The following is an 18,726-nucleotide window of genomic DNA, read 5'->3' on the forward strand; positions in this document are numbered from 1 at the left end:
GGTAGCCCGACGAAGCGAAAATCATTCGATTTTCTACTTCTTGCCCACTCCCATGTTTATTAATGACGTACTCAGCCCGTTATACCATGACTAATCAAAGCCAGATAGACATAAATATAACGTAATACTATTTTGACCTAATACTTAATTAATCAAAGTCAGATACTAACAAAAAAACCCATAATACTGCTTAGACCTATGTTCCCATATTAATTCATTTTCAGTAATAGCCTCTACATTAACTTAATGTAATTCTCATTTACCCACAAACTAGATATATACAAGACCGGACAGAGAAAATCTGCCCGGTCTACTGAATTACATTTTAATCTTTACTAGTTACGGTGACGTTTACGGAAAAATGGTGGTGTATCTAATTCGTCGTCTTCGATAGTATCATTTTTACGAGTCACTTCATTATCATTACGTTGGAACGTACGTTGAGGAACTTCATTTGAAACCTCACGTGTATTTTGTTCACGTTTAATATCCCAATTACTGAATAAATCACGTTCTTCTTTTTGACGTGGAACATTTAATTCAGGTCCACCTTGATTAGATGGTGGATTCGGTGTATTACCCGATTGTGGTTGATTAGGATTGACATTTGCTTCACGTTCATTTCCAATTTGATTATAACCACTTGTTGACGTGAAGGTTGTACGTTGTTGACGTGGGTTAATTTTATTGCGTTCAGATTTTTCTTGTTCAATACCAGTCGCAATAACTGTCACTACTACTTCATCACCTAAGTTTTCGTTAATTGACGTACCGAAGATAATATTGACATCACCTGACGAAGCATTAGCAACAATCTCACTTGCATCTTGAGCTTCAAATAAGGTTAAGTCTGAACCGCCGGTAATATTTAATAAGATTTGCTCTGCACCATCGATCGACACTTCTAACAATGGTGAAGAAATAGCTTTTTTAGTCGCTTCAGCTGTGCGATTTTCACCACTTGCTGTACCAATTCCCATTAAAGCAGTACCTTGGTCCTTCATAACAGTTTTAACGTCAGCAAAGTCTAAGTTTACATAACCAGGAGAGGTAATTAAATCTGAAATCCCTTGTACCCCTTGACGTAAAACATTATCTGCTTCACTAAATGCTTCTAACATTGGCGTTTTGCGGTCTACAATTTCTAAAAGACGATTATTTGAAATTACGACTAAAGTATCAACACTGTCTTTTAAATTTTTCAAACCTTCAGCCGCATAGCGTCCACGTTTAGGTCCTTCAAAAGTAAATGGTCGAGTCACAACCCCAACAGTTAAAGCGCCTAATTCTTTCGCAATTTTTGCGACAATTGGGGCAGCACCAGTACCGGTACCTCCTCCCATTCCGGCAGTAACAAATACTAAGTCCGCACCTTCTAAAACGCTACGGATTTGTTCTTCACTTTCTTCAGCAGCACGTTGACCAATTTCTGGTAACGATCCTGCTCCTAATCCTTTAGTTAATTTTGAACCTAATTGGATTTTAGTTGTTGCTTGTGAACCAGCTAAGGCTTGGGTATCGGTATTCGCAACGATAAATTCAACACCTTGAACATCTTCTACAATCATACGATTGACGGCATTACCACCTGCACCACCAACACCAATAACTTTAATTACCGCGCCAGTCTGATTCATTGATGAATCGAAAGATAATTCCATTATAATTTCCTCCTAATTTCATGACTAATCAAAAAATGTATTGAAAAATGCTTTTACTTTTGAAGCAACTGAATTTTCATTGCTTGGTTCTTCATAAACACCTTGGTTAGTTTCCTCTTCATAATATTCATTTTCGATATATCGTTGATTTTCTTGACCATTCGTTTGTTGATATTGATCATAATTTGCTCTTGGTCTTTCAGGTCTTGGACTCGCTTCAGACATCGGTCTTTGATATTGAGTCGTTTGTCGATTAGGTTGAGCTGGGTAATAGTCATTACTTGCATCGTGATTTTGTTCAGGTTGTTGCGCCGGACGACTATTAGGTCGATAAGTTCCTTGAGCAATCCGATGAACATCATCTAAGCCTGCAACATATTCGATAATACCCATACTAGTAGAAAAGACTGGATTACGCATCCCCATCTGTTCGGGAATGAATAGACGCACTTTACTACCAAAGAATTTTTGTGCTAATTCCAAGACACCTGGTAATGATGCTGCACCCCCGGTGATCACAAAACCACCTGGCAAATCAAGAGCATCCACAGCTCCTAGGTCTTCATGTATCGTTTCAAAAATTTGAGCTAAACGCGCTTCAATAATTTCTGCTAAATAACGCTCATCTACACGAACAGGCTCTTTTTTACCTACTGTCTCAACGGGGAAATACTCTTCATCTGAAGTTTGACTAGCAATTGCATACCCATATTCACGCTTAATCCGCTCAGCACTTTCTAAAGATGTATTCAAAATAATTGAAATGTCTTTAGTAACAAAATCGCCACCTTCTTGATCGACGAAAGAATATTTTAATTGATTATCATAAATAATTGAAGCAGAGGTTTGTCCCCCACCCATGTCAATAATGACGGTACCAAATTCACGTTCATCTTGACTAAGTGCTACTTCAGCAATAGCTTGTGGCTGTAAAACTAATTCTTTAATTACTAAGCCGGCTTTTTCAACACAACGTTTAATGTTATGAATAATCGTTCTTGGTCCTGTTAATAAGGTCGCATATAATTCTAAACGAACACCTATCATGCCGCGTGGATCACGTATACCGTTAAATCCATCTACCACAAATTCTTCTGGAATAACCGAAATGATTTCTCTTTCTGGTGCCACAGAGCGAACTTTAGCCGCGGTAATCACATTATCCACATCACGATTGGTAATCTCTCTATTTTCATTCGAAACAGCTATCATTCCATGACAAGATTCTAAACCTAATTTATTACTTGGAATGCCGACCGATACTTCTTTAATTTTAACATTAGATTTTTGTTCGGCTAATGTAACAGCCTGTTGAATCGAGTAAACTGTTTCGTCAATATCAACGATCACGCCTCGACTTAATCCTCTAGACTTTACATTACCAACACCAATGATGTTAATTTGTCCATTAATAAATTCTGCTACCACAACTTTAATCGATGTGGTGCCGATATCTAAACTCACAAAAATTTCATGATTTCTCATTACAATATGTAACCCCCTTAACGTAGTTTTATGTATTATAGGAGTTGTGTCTACCTCTAATAGCTCTCTACAATTTTAACACAAAATAAATTTATATTGAAGATAAAACTTCAAATAGTACCAGAAATATTTATTAATTATCTAAATTAGTATCAAGTTTAATATTATTATTACCTTCTGTTTCTGGTGTGAAGTAAGCTCCTACTTCTAAATTAACAGTTCCCATTTGGTCGCCAATAATTTTTTTCATGGCAGGATATTTATTAATTTTTTCAGCCACGGTAGAAGTGACGGCTTTGACATACATCCCGTCTTGCATTTTCATCGTTAAATGATTTGGACGATTCAAATCCTTCGATAATTCAATGGTATCGATTAAAGCTAGGACATCTGGTTCAACTCTTCTTAAAGACGTTGCTACAGATACTAATTTACCTTTTTGTTCAACATTTAAAATTCTTGGTAAATTAAATCGGTCCATATTCTCTTGCAAATATTTATTGGATTCCACTAAGATTTCACCATTTTCCAATAAAGGATATAATTCCCCTTCAATTTCTACAATCGCCACAATATGATATTCTGAAACTTTAATATCCATTTGTTTCCAATTAACACGATCGAAAACAACGCCCGAAACAATGGGATTGGTTTGAATAATATTCTTTTCAATTTGTTCTCTATTAGCCATGACATTTTTAATTGTGTCAAGAGAGCGAATCCCAGAAGAATAAGCAACCATTTCCGATTCTGCAATTTCATTACCGGAAACGGTTAAATGATTGACTTTATTAAAAGGGGCTAATTGCCACCAGAATGTCCACATTAAAATGAAAATTACGGCAGTCACACTAGCTAATTCAACTCTACCGGTTGGCAACCCTTTAGTCCAATTAATGGGTGCTTTCTCTGGTTTACTTCTTACAATTTTTTGATTAGATGTTATAACGTCATTTACTTCCGCTTCTAATTGTTGGTTAAATTGTCGCACATTCTCTAAATCATCTTCAAAAATATTTGGCATTATAACACCTCCTTCAAAAAATTCTAATAATTGAAGCTTGATTATTGATTGAGACCAGCAATTAATTCGTTAAATTGTGCTCCACGTTCTTCAAACGATTGGTACTGATCCCAACTTGCACAAGCAGGCGATAATAATACAACATCGCCACTTTCAGCATATGATTGCGCGGCTTTCGTTGCTTGTTCTAAATTATCCACCATCACAATTTCTGCAATCTGAGCTTGTTCCATCGCTTCTTTCATAATTTCTTTTGATTCACCATATAAAATAGCAACTTTGACATTTTCTAAATATGGCACTAATTCATCAAATCTAATGCCACGGTCCAAGCCGCCACCAATATAGACTGTTGGTTCAGTAAAACTCTTTAATGCAGTAATGGTTGCATCAGGATTAGTCGCTTTAGAGTCATTATAATAACGAATACCATTATAACTTCCAACAGGTTGGATACGATATTCAACACCATGATAATTCATAATTGTATCGTGAATAATGTTGTTTGGAACGTTTAATATTTTGGTAATTGCAATAGCAACTAAAATATTCTCAATATTATGTTCACCGGGAATTTGAATATCGTTTTCTTTCATAATCAATTCGCCTTTAAAGTATAAACCACCATTTTCATAATACGCTCCAGTTTGTCGTACTGAATCCGTTAAATTTAATCTAGCAAATGGTACTTTATTAGCAGGTAATTCACCCACATAACCGGCAAGTTCTTTTTGATCTGCATTAAAGATTATAAAGTCATGATTATCTTGGTTTTGAATAAGTCGTAATTTTGCTTTAACATATTCTTCTCTTGTACCATGATAATCTAGGTGAGCGGAGAAGATATTCGTAATGGCAGCAATATGTGGTTTGAATTTATCTGTTCCCATCAATTGAAAACTCGATAGTTCCATCGTTACCACATCATTTTCTTTTACTTTTGGTAAAACCGATAGTGTCGGAATACCAATATTACCTGCTAAATGGGCTTGGTACTGACTATTTTGTAAAATTTTATCAACCAAGGTAGTAGTGGTTGTTTTACCGTTACTGCCCGTTATACCAATTAATATTCCCGGATTATACCAATCGAAAATTTCAATATCTGTATAAATAGGAATCTCTTGTGCAATAGCCGCTTGTAATAAATCAATTTGATAAGGAATACCAGGGTTTTTAACAATAAAGTCAAATTTTTCGTTTAAAAGTGTAACTGGTTGTTTTTTATCAACAACGATAACGCCTTTAGCTTTTAACTCTTTAATCGATGGTTCTTCGCTTAAATCATTTAAATCGTTGATGGTGACATTCGCACCTTGAGAAACTAAAAATTCAGCGGCTCCTCTTCCCGTTCTAGCGTAACCTAAAACCAATACTTTTTTATCTTTTAAATCCATTTTGACACCTTAAATCCTTTTTTATTTGAATATGCTAATATAAATGATTGCGGCAATCATACCAACTAACCAAAAGACATAAACGACTTTCGATTCAGACCATCCACTCATCTCAAAATGATGGTGAATCGGACTCATTTTAAAAATACGTTTACCTCTTGTTTTGAATGACCATACTTGTAAAATAACACTTGCTGTTTCCACAACAAATACTAAACCTATGATCAATAAACTCCATGGATTATTTAATAAAATCGATATAACTGCTAATCCGGCCCCTAAAGCGAGTGATCCAACATCACCCATAAATATCTTCGCTGGTTTCTTATTATAAATTAAGAATCCCAATAAGGCACCTACCACCACAAAACAAGCTAAGGCAATAGCTTGCGCACCTTGATTAATAGCAATAGCAAAATAAGCACCATAAGCAATAATATTCAATCCTGTTGCTAGACCATCTAAACCATCGGTAAGATTAACTGCATTGGAAAATCCATTAATCCAAACACTAGCAAAAATAATTAAGATAACAGGATTGGTAATTTGAGTAAAACCTAAGGGGATGGATATTTTATAATGATGTAAAACGCCAATCAACATAATAACGATCGAAAAGATAATTTGCAAAACGAATTTTTGTTTGGCGGTTAATCCTTCATTTTGCTTTTTAAAGATACTAATAAAATCATCTACAAAGCCGATTCCTCCAAATAATAAGAAGGTTAAGAGAATCATCCAAACACTGCCTTCCAGTAATTTCATTAACCATGCACTGATTAATAAAGTAACTAAGATTGCAAAAACAAAGACCGTTCCACCCATGGTTGGTGTTCCCGTTTTAACTTCATGCCACGTTGGACCTTCCTCACGAGTTGTTTGACCGATTTTTTTATAATTAAAATAACCAATAAAAAATGGCATAATTGAGACAGTAATCGCGAAGCTTACTGCCAATGGTAAAGCTAATTCCATATTTATTCACCTAATGTTCTATTTATTTTTTTCTTAAAGTAGCTTTAATTACCTCAACTTCATTATATGGGACATAATCATCCCCAATGACTTGATATAATTCGCCACCTTTACCTGTAAAGACAACCGTATCCTGTTCATTTGCATGATTCAATGCGAAAGCTATCGCTTCTTCTCTTTTTTCAATAATTGTATAGTCTACTTCATTATGCTGACCAATTATTTCCTGACAAATTTTTTGAACTGGCTCATGGCGTGGATTATCGGCTGTAAAAACGATATAATCTGAATATTTAAAGACAATGTCCCCTATTTCAGGACGAGCGCCACTATCTCGATTACCTCCACTATGTCCGATCAAAGTAATTAATCTTCCTTGCTTTTTAGCTGCTAATTCTTTTAAAACATTTTCGATAGCATCTGGTGTATGGGCAAAATCAACTACTACTTTATAGGGTTGTCCTTCATCTACTAATTGCATGCGACCACTCACACCTTCAAACTCACCGCTTACTCGAATAATTTCTTCGGTAGAATAGCCATAATAATATTTCAAACATAAAAAGGCTGCCATATAATTTGCAACATTATAATCACCTAGCATTTTTAACGTAACTTGATGTGGACGTTGATTCACCCAGAGCTTAAACTTAGTTTGGTTATCTACTACTTCAATGTCTGTAGCATAAACGGTGGCATCCGCGTTACCAATACTATAAGTGGCGACTTCAGCAGCTGTTGCTTGCGCCATTAGCTGACTGTATTCATCATCTAAATTAACAATCGCTAGTTTTGGTCGTCCGTTGGATAACCTTTGACCTAATTGAGCAAATAATAAACTTTTAGCATAAGCATAATGCTCCATCGTATGATGAAAATCTAAATGTTCGCGTGTTAAGTTGGTAAAAATTGCACAGTCTACTTCAGTATACCATAAACGACCTAATTGCAAAGCGTGTGATGACGCCTCAATGATTGCATCTTGACACTCTTCTACTACCATTTCATTAAATAATCGTTGTAATTCTAAAGCATTCGGAGTAGTGTTGACTGCGGGATAATATTTTTCGTTGACCTTATAGTGCAAAGTTCCTAACAAGCCGGTTTTATGACCTAATCTCGTTAACCAATCACTAATCATTGAACTTGTGGTTGTTTTGCCATTCGTACCCGTAATCGCTGTTATCGTTAGTCTTTCTGATGGACGGTGATAAAATTGATTAGCTAGAATTGCTTGAGCACGAAAAGTTGAATCTACTAATATAATAGTCGCATTTAAGTTTTGCCATGCTTCACGGTATTCTTCTACAACTACAACATTGGCACCCGCTTTAACTGCTAGTTCGATAGCATGATGCCCATCAAAATGTTCACCACGTATCGCAATATAACAACTGTTCGCGATAATTTTGCGTGTATCATTCACTAATAAACTAATCTCTTTATTTGCTAATGGTTCTCCATAAATAGCTTTTAATCGAAGGACTTCGATTAAATCTGTCGCTTTCATGTATTTCCTTCTTTCTTTACTGATTAATATAAATCGATTCAATAAACGGATGGAATGTTTGGGCTAAAATCTGTGAACCAATTAGGCCTTTCTTATCCGTTGGTTGTTTCATATAAAGATACATCATATACTTTGGGTCCTCAGCCGGAAAAAAAGCCACTACCGAGTCGGTATAATCATTCGGCCCAGTTAAATAACCGGTACCATCTTCATTGGCAATTTCAGCGGTACCTGTTTTAGCCGCTACTTTAACGATGTCACTCTTGAATGGTTTTCCCGTCCCATAATCTTTTTCAACGGTATCGACCATTAAGCCTAAGACATGATCAGCAGCTTCTTTGGAAATAGGTTGTCCTATTTCTTGTACTTTATACTGATTATTTTTTTCGCCAATACCTTCGATGTATTGAACCTTAACCATTGTACCATGATTTGCAATAGAGGTAAAAGCTTGAAGCAATTGAATCGGTGTTGTCGAAATTGCTTGCCCAAAACTTGACATATAACGTGATACGGGATTATCAAAACTAAAGGTGCCGTCAATTTCATTAATTAATCCTGAGTTAGTTGATTTTCCAAATCCAAACTTGGCAAGTTCGTCAATCCATTTTTCTTCACCCAGGCGCTCAATTAAAGTGACCATCGCCGTATTACTTGAACGAGCTAAACCTTCTTCAAAGGTAATATCTCCCCATCCATATAAATTATGATCATTAATTTTAGTATCAAATATTTCAATCGTTCCCGAATGATACTTTTCGTCTGGCTGATATAGATTATGGTCATAAGCGACACTCATCGTTAATATTTTGATTGTTGATCCCGGTTCATAAGCATCTTCGGTTAAAAAATTTCGCCATTCTTTATCAATGCCTTCACGGGTATTTAAATTAAACGAAGGCCGTTGAGCCGCTGCAATTAATTTACCGGTTTTCACTTCTACTAGGTAAGCTCCCATCTCTTTTGGTTGGTAAGTAGTAATGGCGGTATTTAATAAATCCTCTAGTTGATTTTGTAAGCGACTATCGAGCGTTAAGTAAAGATCATCACCAGATAAATAATTAAGGTTATTCGATGCTTCCCATTGTTCTCGGTAGTCTTTCGCACCACTTAACTGTTCATCGTAGCTTAATTCAATCCCTAACTGTCCTTTTAATATTTCAGCGTCTTCATAATCATCATTTTCTCCTGCCATTAAGGGCGTCGCATAGCCTATTAAATGGGAAGCAAAAAAGTCATTAATGTACTGACGCGTTGTTTCACTCGCAAAATAGACACCCGGTAAGTTGGCTTCTTCAATTTTCTCTTTTACTTCTTTTGATAAATTACGACCGGCTTCACCAAATTCAATTTGATTAGCATCCGGATTACGCAATAAGGTTAAAACTTGATCACGGGTTAAATCAATATTCTCAGATAGTACTTTGGCGGTTAAATCATAATCTTTTACAATTACTTCCTCATCGGCATTTCTTAAAATTGCAAATAAAGAATAAGAAGTAGTATCCATGGCAATCGGTTGATCTTTAGAATCAAAAATCGTCCCTCTTCTTGCTTGTGTAATACTACTTCTTTCATTGGCTATTTCAGTGTAACTAACTAAATCGACGCCATTTACTGATTTTAGAACAGTTAATTGCACAATTCTAGTAATAAATAATACACACATTACTACAGCCGTCATAGCCAAAATAAATATGTTTAGCTTACTACTTTTCATTATTACTCAACTGACCTCACTCTCGATGAATCAATGTTTAAATTGCCTTCTTTAGCTGCTTTTTTTATTATTTCATAATTATATTGGTCACTAATTTTATTGTAAATAGTGTCTGTATGTGTCTGAAGTGTTGAAATCTCTGCTTCATAGTTTCTAACTGCGATTTCAGCTTCAGCTGTCTTTTGTTGCATTATTAAATTAAATGCGATTAACACGGTGCAAACTAACATGACTCCCATTAACACCAAGGCATGAATCCGTGTAAAGACAAATACAAATGTTCCTGTTTTACTAATCGATGCGTCAAATGGTTGAGAATAAGTTTGATGATTCATTGTTGGATATTCAGTTGTTTTGCTTATTACTTCCGCCATTTTTATCACCTCATGAAATATCAAATGTTAGTTTGATATTTTTTCTCTTTATTGTTTTATTCTTTCAATTATTCTTAACTTAGCACTACGAGAACGATTGTTCTCAGATAGTTCTTCTTCACTTGCGACAATAGGTTTACGATTAACCAATGTATAATCAGCACTAGCTATTGTGGGTAACACTGGTAAATTATGTGGTATTTCAGGTGCAGTACTTAATTCTTTAAAATATTGTTTTACAAATCGATCTTCTAAAGAATGGAAAGTAATGGCGCTAATACGTCCACCAACTTTTAATAATTTAACTGCTTGTTGCATTGAATCTTCTAAGGCTCCTAATTCATCATTTACTGCAATACGGATTGCTTGGAAAGTTCTTTTAGCAGGATGGCCCCCTGTTCTTCTCGTTGCAGCTGGAATTGAAGTTTTGACAATTTCTGCTAATTGTGTCGTCGTCTCAATCGGCGCAATTGAACGTTCTTTTTCAATATTACGTGCAATACGTTTGGCAAATTTTTCTTCACCATATCGAAATATTATTTTCATTAATTCTTCAAAAGGCCACTGATTGACTACTTCGTAAGCAGTCAATGCTGCCTCTTGATTCATTCTCATATCTAAACGTGCTTCTTGATGATAACTAAATCCTCTTTGTGCAACATCTAATTGTGGGGAGGAAACTCCTAAATCATAGTAAACGCCGTCAACTTCAGTTACACCATAAGTCGCTAACGCTTCGGTTATATTTCTAAAATTATTATGAATAAAGATTACTTTACCCTTTTCGACTTCGTCTGCTAATTCTTTTTTCGCATTCTCAATCGCCACCATATCCTGGTCAAAGGCATAAAGTCTTCCATCATCATTTAATTGGGATAGGATATATTTGGCATGTCCAGCCCCACCTAATGTACAGTCAACATAAATGCCATTTGGTTTAATATTTAGACCATCAATTGTCTCTTTTAATAACACTGTATAGTGCTCAAATGACATAATCTCACTCCTAATTAAAATCCAAAATCAAACAAATCTTCTGCAATATTTTCAAATTCATCATCATTCATTTCAGAAAAATTATTCCATTGTTCGCTACTCCAAATCTCGATACGGTCTGACACGCCGACCACACGGCATTCCTTATCGATTTTTGCGAACTCTATTAAATTTTTCGGTAAATTAACACGTCCTTGACGGTCAAACTCTACTTCAGTGGCAGCTGAGTAGAATAAACGCGTAAAAGTACGTGCATCTTTTTTTGACAAAGGTAAATTTTTCAATTTTTCATGGATGGTTTCCCAACTTGACATCGGAAATCCAAACAAGCATCCATCCATCCCACGAGTGATAATAAAACGCTCACCCAAATCAGGTCTGAATTTTGCAGGCATAATGAGTCGCCCTTTTGTGTCAATATTATGTTGATATTCACCAATAAGCACGACCCTTCACCCACTTTCTAATGCTTTGATTATAGTTTACCACAATTCCCCACAACGTACCACTTTTTCCTAAAAATTATCAAAAAAAATACGACTTTTATAAAACAAAGTCGCTAAGCGTTGATATAATAAGGTTTATATTTAAACAAAAATGTGGGGGATTTTCCCATAATAGTGGTAGAATCCCCCATGAAACATCTATAAATAAAAAAAGGTGGGAGATTATCCCACAAAATAAGTAAAAAATCTTAAAAACACTAAACCAAGAAGAAAAGCCGATAAATGTTGAAATAATAATTTACTTGCTATTAAATAATAATTTTTAAAGGTAAAGTGATCAATACGACGCACATAATCATATAATTGCAAACCTAAAATAAAACATGAAAAAAATAAAATAAACGGCACTAAATTATAATCAAAAATTAGCCACCCTAATAAATAAATGGAGGTTACCCATAATGGTATTAAAATGATAGCCATCGTCAGTGGCCACTCTTTAAAAAATTTCAGATACGCTTTGAAATACTTTTGAATTAAATAAACCATTAAAATAGGCGTAATATAAATCATTAGTTCACTTAATGAAAATGGGTACATTCTATCACCTTCTAAAAAAGAGGCAAGGCAAAGTCATCATTTTTTTGCCAAACCTCCGTATCAAAATAATTGTTCAGTGTTATTTTACAAAATTAATAATATGTTGCCAAGTATCACGATTTAATACTTCCCAATAATTACCATCTCCTATGAGACAATAACCAACAAACAACCCAATCACTACAAACAAAATAAGTAATAATAGGTAAAGGATTGTTTTTAATATTAATTTCAATGCTTTAATGAGCATCGATTCTGTAAGATGGGTTTCGCTCATAAGAATCATCCTTTTATTATCCAATTAATCGTCTCTTAAGTCGTAAGAACCAACGTTTTAGTTTGTGTTTTTCGGAAACATTTTTTCGTTCTAATTTTCCACTTAAGATTAATTCTAACATGAGGCCAGTGCCAATCGCAACACAACTCATTGGTTGTTCTGCTCTTAAAGCGCTAACCCCTAACTCCTCGGTTAAATATGTATCCAAATGATACGTCATCGCGCCACCACCGGTTAAAATAATCCCTTTTTCAATGATGTCAGCTACCATTTCCGGTTCGGTGTCTTCCAAAATACGTCTTGCTGTACGTGCGATTATTTGTAATTGTGGCCGGATTGCTTCGTAAATATGATTAGAAGTGACATTTAATGATCGTGGTAATCCCGAGACTAAATCGCGACCTTTTAAATCATATGTTGCTAGTTCCCCTTCTTCAACAGGTAAAGCACTCGCCAATAATTTTTTCACTTCTTCAGCGGAGCGTTCGCCAATTAATAAATTATGATGCTCCTTAAAATATTGGACGATTGCTAAATCAAAATCATCCCCTGCGACCTTTAAGGATTCACTATTAACAATTTCTCCTGATGAAATCACAGCGATGTCTGTGGTCCCGCCACCGATGTCCATAATCATGTTAGCAGAAGCATCGGTTAAATCAATCCCTGCTCCGACAGCAGCAATTTTCGATTCTTCCTCAATAAAAATTCGACCACCAATTGCTCTTTCTGTTGCTTCAACTAGTGACAATTGTTCAATTTCACTTATATTAGAAGGGCAACAAATCAACACATTGGGTTTAGAAAACCAGCGTCGTGCATGAATTTTTTCTAAAAATAAAACTAACATCGCTTCAGCTAAATCAAAATCAGCAATCACACCGCCTTTTAAAGGATGGACGATGTCAATTGATTCTGGCGTTCGCCCTATCATTTCATAGGCACGTTTACCAACCTCAATAATTTCATGTGTCCGGTTGTCTACCGCCACTACTGAAGGTTCATTGACCACAATTCCGCGCCCTTTAAAATGAATTAACACATTTGCAGTTCCGAAATCAATTCCTATATCTCTGCTCATATGTTCACCTCATTTTGCCTTCTTAGACAGTTACAGGCTTCGTATTGGTTTGATTCAATGAATGAATGTCAACACGTTCTATATTCGCCCCTAAAGCAATTAGTTTTTCATGGAATTTATAATATCCACGATCTAAATATTGTAATTCCGAAACACGGGTTAATCCTTTTGCGGTTAAACCTGCAATTATTAAAGCGGCCGCTGCTCGTAAATCAGTCGCTTTAACGCTCGCCCCTGTTAATTCAGATGGTCCGTACATTGCAACGGTTTGTCGATCAACTTTAAATTCTGCACCCATACGACGTAATTCTTCAAAATGCATAAAACGATTCTCAAATACTGTTTCAGTTAAAACTGAACTACCTTCTGCTAATAATTGTGCGATAGTCATTTGAGCTTGCATATCAGTTGGAAAACCAGGGTGTGGTAAAGTTTTTACATCAACTGGTTTTAATTTCTCAGGACCTTGAACACGAATACCGTCTTGATAGTCTTCAATAACAACGCCCATTTCTCTTAATTTACTAATTAATGGACGATTGTGCTCAGCGATTGCTCCTTCAATATAGACATCACCTTTGGTAACAGCTGCCGCTACCATAAAGGTTCCCGCTTCAATTCGATCTGGAACCACGGAATGTTCTGTTCCATGTAATGTTTGCACACCTTCAATACGAATTGTCTCTGTACCAGCCCCGACGACATGAGCACCCATTTTATTTAAAAAATTCGCTAAATCAACAATCTCTGGTTCACGGGCCACGTTTTCAATGATAGTAGTCCCTTCAGCATATACAGCTGCCATCATAATATTTTCAGTAGCTCCGACACTTGGAAAATCTAAATATATACGCGCTCCAACTAATTTTTCAGCTGTTGCTTCAACATAGCCGGCAGCACGCGTAATCTTCGCGCCTAAAGCTTCAAATCCTTTTAAATGTAAATCAATCGGTCTTGACCCAATCGCACAACCACCTGGCATTGCGACACGAGCATGACCAAATCGTGCTAATAATGGTCCCATTACAACAATAGAAGCGCGCATCTTGCTAACAAAATCATAGTCAGCCGTTGTTAAGATATCACCTGTTGCATCTAAAACTATTGTATTGTTCTCTGTATCAAATTTATTTTTTACATTAATATTGTTCAATAATTCATTAATTGTATAGACATCTGATAGAACTGGAACATTTGACAAGTATGTCTTACCCTCTTCAACCAAAATAGAAGCAGCTAGAATGGGTAATACGGCATTTTTCGCTCCTTCAACCTTAACAGATCCCTCTAAGCGATTACCGCCTTGTACTAAAATTTCTTCCATATTCAATTTATTCCCCTTTAGTTTTACCTTATCGTTTTGGAGCGAACGATAAGTCGATTTAATTATAGGAATATGCTGTATAAAATACTACGCAATAATTCCATGATCGTAATAACAAACGAGCCAGTAAGATGTCCCAGTGCGATGCTTGCTAAAATACAAACATACTGAGCGTAAACATAATTTCTTTTGGAAAATAATTTACGCCAATCGATTTTGTCTAAAATCATATAAGACATCATGACGAATAAAAATCTTACAAGCAGTACTGCCATACCATTAGCTGTTGTCATTTTATTCTCACCCCTCGTTTCTTTTCTATCATAGCATAAAATAAATTTAAATACACCCAAAAGTTATTTTGTAATCAAAATTTTTAAAAGTAATCTTATTGTAAATTAGTCAATCTCCTTGTTTCATTTGCAATAAAAGCGCGAGAAGAAGCTTTTTGACATTAATAAATGGGAGTAACTAAGAAAAAAACTGCTAATTTTCGCTTACTCTACCCAGTCTCTCTATACTTTTCGATAGACAGCAAGTAGAATCAGCATTCATGTGCTAGCATTCTACCTGCTTCCAATAACGAACAAAATTATTAGCAAAAAATTTGTTTCTCCATGCTACTTCCAATATCAAAATAATCATTGGCAAAAATTAATTTTCTTAATTCTGCTTCCAATATCAAAAAAGTCATTGGCAAAAATTAAATTTCTCCATGACTGGATGAATGGTTAATCTTTCATAGCTCGCACATATTAATAAAGAACCCAAAAAACTGGTCTCCCTCGGGACACCAGTTATGGTAAGCTTTATGTGTCTTACAAAAAACTATTTACTTTCTTTTTTATTGGCTTTCTCACGTAAAGATTTATCTAAAATTTGTTTTCTTAGACGAATACTTTTTGGGGTTACTTCACAATATTCATCATCATCCATAAATTGAATGGATTCTTCTAAAGTCAAGATTCGAGGACGTTTGATGACTGCTGTTTGATCTTTAGTAGCAGAACGAACGTTCGTTAAGTTTTTCGCGCGAGTAATATTGACTGTTAAGTCATTTTCACGATTATGTTCTCCCACTATCATACCGCCATAAACTTCCGTACCAGGTTCTACGAAAATCGTACCACGATCTTCTAAAGCCATAATACTATAAGTCGTTGCTGTACCATTTTCAATCGAAACTAAAGTACCATTACGACGACGACCAATACTTCCTTCTATTACTGGTAAATAATCATCGAAAGTATGGTTAATAATGCCGTAACCGCGCGTAATCGACATGAACTCTGTAGAAAAGCCAATTAAACCACGCGCTGGGACTAAGAATACTAAACGTACTTGACCATTACCAGTATGAATCATATCAGCCATTTCAGCTTTACGAGAACCTAATGCTTCGATAATCGAACCCATATATTCTTCCGGTGTATCAATTTGTACGCGCTCAAATGGCTCACACATTTTACCGTCAATTTCACGTAAAATAACTTTTGGTCTTGAAACTTGGAACTCATATCCTTGACGACGCATTGTTTCAATTAAGATGGATAAGTGCAACTCGCCACGTCCCATCACTCTAAACGCATCTGGTGAATCAGTTGGTTCTACTTTCAATGAAACGTCTGTATGTAATTCTTGCATTAAACGATCTTGTAAATTACGCGCTGTTACATACTTACCTTCACGTCCAGCAAAAGGCGAATTATTTGTTAAGAATGTCATTTCCAATGTCGGTTCATCGATGTGTAGTAATGGTAAAGCTTCAGGCTTTTGTGCGTCAGCAACTGTTTCACCAACGAAAATATCTTCCATACCAGAAAGTGCAATTAAATCTCCGGCTTTAGCTTCATTAATTTCTACACGATCTAAACCAAAGAAACCTAAAATCTTGGTGACACGGAAATTTTTCTTAGTGCCATCTGCTTTCATTAAAGCAACATTATCGCCCACTTTAATCTTACCACGGAAAACACGTCCAATTCCAATACGACCTACAAAGGCATTATAATCTAATAAGGAAACTTGAAATTGTAAAGGTTCATCACTATTATCAATGGGTGCTGGCACATGTTCGATAACAGCATCAAAAATAGCATCCATTGAGGGCTGTTGGTCTTCTAGTTGATCAGAAGTAGAAGAAGTACCGTTAATAGCTGAAGCATAAACTACTGGGAATTCTAATTGGTCATCATCCGCACCGAGTTCAATAAATAATTCTAACACTTCATCGACCACTTCTGCCGGTCTTGCTGACGGTTTATCAATTTTATTAACAACCACTACTGGCGTTAATCCAACTTCTAATGCTTTTTTTAATACAAAACGTGTTTGTGGCATGGTACCTTCATAAGCATCCACTACTAACACAACACCATCAACCATTTTAAGAATACGCTCTACTTCACCACCAAAATCGGCATGTCCTGGTGTGTCTAAAATGTTAATACGAGTGCCTTTATAGTTAACAGCTGTATTTTTGGCTAAGATGGTAATGCCACGTTCTTTTTCGATATCTCCCGAGTCCATTGCACGTTCTTCTAACTGTAAACGAGCATCAAGAGTATCTGAGTTTTTTAGTAATTGGTCAACCAAAGTTGTTTTACCGTGGTCAACGTGAGCAATTATTGCAATATTTCTTATATCATTACGCGTATTCATTAATTTCCCCTATTTCTGTTGGATTGTTTAAAATTTCGACTGCTTCCTTATAAACGCTTGGATGTGCAAAGAGGACCGGTGATTTTTCTAAAATAGATAATGGTGAGCCATTTGCTTGTGTACAAATAATACCACCCGCTTCACAAATCGCATATCCTGCAGCAAAATCCCAAGGATGTAAGCCAAAAGATAAGTAAAGTGAGGCTTCACCTCTTAAAACTTGAATCACCTCTAAAGCTGCAGAACCATGTGCTCTGGCTCCTAATACCGTTGCTAATAAACTTTGACAATTATTTTGATTGCGACTAAACATCCCGACATTTCCCATAATGAGACTATCATTTAATGGACCTACCGGTAATGGTTTCAATGGTTTATTATTGAGATACATCCCTTCACCAACGATACCATAATATAAATCATGCTGCATCACATCATAAATATAGCCCGCTACTGGCTTACCATTATTAAATAAACCAATCATAATACCAAAATTATTCTTTTGTTTAACAAAGTTTAAAGTACCATCAATCGGATCAATAACCCAAATCATGCCATTGGTATCATTTACCGGATCACTGATTCCTTCTTCGCCAATAATACGGTGTTCAGGATAAAACTGACGAATTTTCTCAGTAAAGAATTTTTCCGTTGCTTTATCCATTTCAGTAACTAAATCACTGGCATCCTTTTTTTCATCGACTTGTAATTTTCTACTATGAGATTCTCTCAAAGCCTCTGCCGCTTCTTCCATCCAAACTAAAATACGATGATGTAATTGGTAATCCATATTCTTCCTCCTAATTAATCCTCATCTTTTTGTTTTTGGCTTCCGTCTTATTCAGCTCTTTCATTAATTTCACAGCTTGATAAATAGAATAACCACTTTCACTTTGGAAAACTTTATCTAATTGTTTTTCACCACTTATACTGGTCACCACTTCTTTAAATTTTTGATACTTAATCGAGAACTCTTTAACATCCATTGAAGACTCATAAACTTGCTCAACAGCTGCTAAAAATTCAACAACTTTAACTATCTCTTCTGTTGACCAATCTGAATCGATAGGATAAGCATAATTTTGCATTAGCCCGCCTCCTGTCCATGTACTACTATACAGTATTTTGCAATAAAAATAAAAACATTTTTCCGATGAAAGCGGTCTATATCAAATTATTTTAGTTTCTTGGATAG

General features: G+C 35.6%; 18 protein-coding genes. All 18 read right to left on the minus strand.

The genetic code is table 11. The annotated features are described in order from the left end of the window. Positions 1-335: 335 nt before the first annotated feature. Positions 336-1,661, minus strand: coding sequence for a cell division protein FtsZ (gene ftsZ, locus GSA01S_RS04815; protein WP_066125375.1), 1,326 nt, complete (start codon positions 1,659-1,661; stop codon positions 336-338). A 24-nt stretch (positions 1,662-1,685) separates the two neighbouring features. Further along, positions 1,686-3,146: a cell division protein FtsA gene (gene ftsA, locus GSA01S_RS04820; protein WP_066125377.1), complete on the minus strand. Its 1,461-nt coding sequence runs from the start codon at positions 3,144-3,146 to the stop codon at positions 1,686-1,688. Positions 3,147-3,279: 133 nt separating this feature from the next. After that, entirely contained in the window at positions 3,280-4,170 is an 891-nt protein-coding gene (locus GSA01S_RS04825) for a cell division protein FtsQ/DivIB (protein WP_066125379.1), read from the minus strand. A 41-nt stretch (positions 4,171-4,211) separates the two neighbouring features. Beyond that, positions 4,212-5,567, minus strand: a complete 1,356-nt coding sequence (murD, locus tag GSA01S_RS04830; RefSeq protein WP_066125381.1) for a UDP-N-acetylmuramoyl-L-alanine--D-glutamate ligase — start codon at positions 5,565-5,567, stop codon at positions 4,212-4,214. Positions 5,568-5,588: 21 nt separating this feature from the next. Continuing rightward, positions 5,589-6,542, minus strand: coding sequence for a phospho-N-acetylmuramoyl-pentapeptide-transferase (gene mraY, locus GSA01S_RS04835; RefSeq protein ID WP_066125383.1), 954 nt, complete (start codon positions 6,540-6,542; stop codon positions 5,589-5,591). Between the two features lie 22 nt (positions 6,543-6,564). Then, a complete protein-coding gene (locus tag GSA01S_RS04840; protein WP_066125384.1) occupies positions 6,565-8,052 on the minus strand; it encodes a UDP-N-acetylmuramoyl-L-alanyl-D-glutamate--2,6-diaminopimelate ligase in 1,488 nt (495 codons plus the stop codon). Between the two features lie 16 nt (positions 8,053-8,068). Next, the gene (locus tag GSA01S_RS04845; protein WP_245631276.1) at positions 8,069-9,736 is read right to left on the minus strand and encodes a peptidoglycan D,D-transpeptidase FtsI family protein; all 1,668 of its coding nucleotides are present in this window, start codon (positions 9,734-9,736) and stop codon (positions 8,069-8,071) included. Between the two features lie 38 nt (positions 9,737-9,774). Continuing rightward, the gene (locus GSA01S_RS04850; protein WP_066125387.1) at positions 9,775-10,146 is read right to left on the minus strand and encodes a hypothetical protein; all 372 of its coding nucleotides are present in this window, start codon (positions 10,144-10,146) and stop codon (positions 9,775-9,777) included. A 48-nt stretch (positions 10,147-10,194) separates the two neighbouring features. Continuing rightward, positions 10,195-11,142, minus strand: a complete 948-nt coding sequence (rsmH, locus tag GSA01S_RS04855) for a 16S rRNA (cytosine(1402)-N(4))-methyltransferase RsmH (RefSeq protein ID WP_066125389.1) — start codon at positions 11,140-11,142, stop codon at positions 10,195-10,197. Between the two features lie 14 nt (positions 11,143-11,156). Further along, positions 11,157-11,588, minus strand: coding sequence for a division/cell wall cluster transcriptional repressor MraZ (mraZ, locus tag GSA01S_RS04860; RefSeq protein WP_066125391.1), 432 nt, complete (start codon positions 11,586-11,588; stop codon positions 11,157-11,159). Positions 11,589-11,810: 222 nt separating this feature from the next. After that, positions 11,811-12,188: a hypothetical protein gene (locus GSA01S_RS04865; protein WP_066125393.1), complete on the minus strand. Its 378-nt coding sequence runs from the start codon at positions 12,186-12,188 to the stop codon at positions 11,811-11,813. A 79-nt stretch (positions 12,189-12,267) separates the two neighbouring features. Continuing rightward, positions 12,268-12,465: a DNA-directed RNA polymerase subunit beta gene (locus tag GSA01S_RS04870; protein WP_066125409.1), complete on the minus strand. Its 198-nt coding sequence runs from the start codon at positions 12,463-12,465 to the stop codon at positions 12,268-12,270. Between the two features lie 16 nt (positions 12,466-12,481). Next, positions 12,482-13,546: a rod shape-determining protein gene (locus GSA01S_RS04875; RefSeq protein ID WP_066125397.1), complete on the minus strand. Its 1,065-nt coding sequence runs from the start codon at positions 13,544-13,546 to the stop codon at positions 12,482-12,484. Positions 13,547-13,568: 22 nt separating this feature from the next. Continuing rightward, complete coding sequence (murA, locus tag GSA01S_RS04880) at positions 13,569-14,870, minus strand: UDP-N-acetylglucosamine 1-carboxyvinyltransferase (RefSeq protein WP_066125399.1); 1,302 nt, start codon at positions 14,868-14,870, stop codon at positions 13,569-13,571. Between the two features lie 62 nt (positions 14,871-14,932). Next, positions 14,933-15,163 (minus strand): DUF1146 family protein, encoded by a 231-nt coding sequence (locus GSA01S_RS04885; protein WP_066125401.1) that lies wholly within the window; start codon positions 15,161-15,163, stop codon positions 14,933-14,935. Positions 15,164-15,698: 535 nt separating this feature from the next. Further along, entirely contained in the window at positions 15,699-17,531 is a 1,833-nt protein-coding gene (gene typA, locus GSA01S_RS04890; protein ID WP_066125403.1) for a translational GTPase TypA, read from the minus strand. After that, the gene (locus tag GSA01S_RS04895) at positions 17,518-18,321 is read right to left on the minus strand and encodes an inositol monophosphatase family protein (protein ID WP_066125405.1); all 804 of its coding nucleotides are present in this window, start codon (positions 18,319-18,321) and stop codon (positions 17,518-17,520) included. The genes typA and GSA01S_RS04895 overlap by 14 nt, the downstream gene beginning before the upstream one ends. Before the next feature lie 10 nt (positions 18,322-18,331). Beyond that, positions 18,332-18,619 carry a UPF0223 family protein gene (locus GSA01S_RS04900; protein ID WP_066125407.1) on the minus strand — a complete coding sequence of 96 codons (288 nt, stop codon included), beginning with the start codon at positions 18,617-18,619 and terminating at the stop codon, positions 18,332-18,334. Between the last annotated feature and the right edge of the window lie 107 nt (positions 18,620-18,726).

The organism is Globicatella sanguinis NBRC 15551, from assembly GCF_001552295.1.
GTDB classification, from domain to species: Bacteria; Bacillota; Bacilli; order Lactobacillales; family Aerococcaceae; genus Globicatella; species Globicatella sanguinis.

Excerpts from the sequence above, each read along its gene's own strand:
- rsmH (WP_066125389.1), bottom strand. The coding sequence starts at position 11,142 with ATGTCATTTGAGCACTATACAGTGTTATTAAAAGAGACAATTGATGGT.
- murA (WP_066125399.1), bottom strand. The coding sequence starts at position 14,870 with ATGGAAGAAATTTTAGTACAAGGCGGTAATCGCTTAGAGGGATCTGTT.
- GSA01S_RS04895 (WP_066125405.1), bottom strand. The coding sequence starts at position 18,321 with ATGGATTACCAATTACATCATCGTATTTTAGTTTGGATGGAAGAAGCG.
- GSA01S_RS04840 (WP_066125384.1), bottom strand. The coding sequence starts at position 8,052 with ATGAAAGCGACAGATTTAATCGAAGTCCTTCGATTAAAAGCTATTTAT.
- GSA01S_RS04845 (WP_245631276.1), bottom strand. The coding sequence starts at position 9,736 with ATGACGGCTGTAGTAATGTGTGTATTATTTATTACTAGAATTGTGCAA.
- typA (WP_066125403.1), bottom strand. The coding sequence starts at position 17,531 with ATGAATACGCGTAATGATATAAGAAATATTGCAATAATTGCTCACGTT.
- GSA01S_RS04850 (WP_066125387.1), bottom strand. The coding sequence starts at position 10,146 with ATGGCGGAAGTAATAAGCAAAACAACTGAATATCCAACAATGAATCAT.
- GSA01S_RS04825 (WP_066125379.1), bottom strand. The coding sequence starts at position 4,170 with ATGCCAAATATTTTTGAAGATGATTTAGAGAATGTGCGACAATTTAAC.
- mraY (WP_066125383.1), bottom strand. The coding sequence starts at position 6,542 with ATGGAATTAGCTTTACCATTGGCAGTAAGCTTCGCGATTACTGTCTCA.
- GSA01S_RS04865 (WP_066125393.1), bottom strand. The coding sequence starts at position 12,188 with ATGTACCCATTTTCATTAAGTGAACTAATGATTTATATTACGCCTATT.
- murD (WP_066125381.1), bottom strand. The coding sequence starts at position 5,567 with ATGGATTTAAAAGATAAAAAAGTATTGGTTTTAGGTTACGCTAGAACG.
- GSA01S_RS04870 (WP_066125409.1), bottom strand. The coding sequence starts at position 12,465 with ATGAGCGAAACCCATCTTACAGAATCGATGCTCATTAAAGCATTGAAA.
- ftsA (WP_066125377.1), bottom strand. The coding sequence starts at position 3,146 with ATGAGAAATCATGAAATTTTTGTGAGTTTAGATATCGGCACCACATCG.
- GSA01S_RS04885 (WP_066125401.1), bottom strand. The coding sequence starts at position 15,163 with ATGACAACAGCTAATGGTATGGCAGTACTGCTTGTAAGATTTTTATTC.
- GSA01S_RS04900 (WP_066125407.1), bottom strand. The coding sequence starts at position 18,619 with ATGCAAAATTATGCTTATCCTATCGATTCAGATTGGTCAACAGAAGAG.
- ftsZ (WP_066125375.1), bottom strand. The coding sequence starts at position 1,661 with ATGGAATTATCTTTCGATTCATCAATGAATCAGACTGGCGCGGTAATT.
- GSA01S_RS04875 (WP_066125397.1), bottom strand. The coding sequence starts at position 13,546 with ATGAGCAGAGATATAGGAATTGATTTCGGAACTGCAAATGTGTTAATT.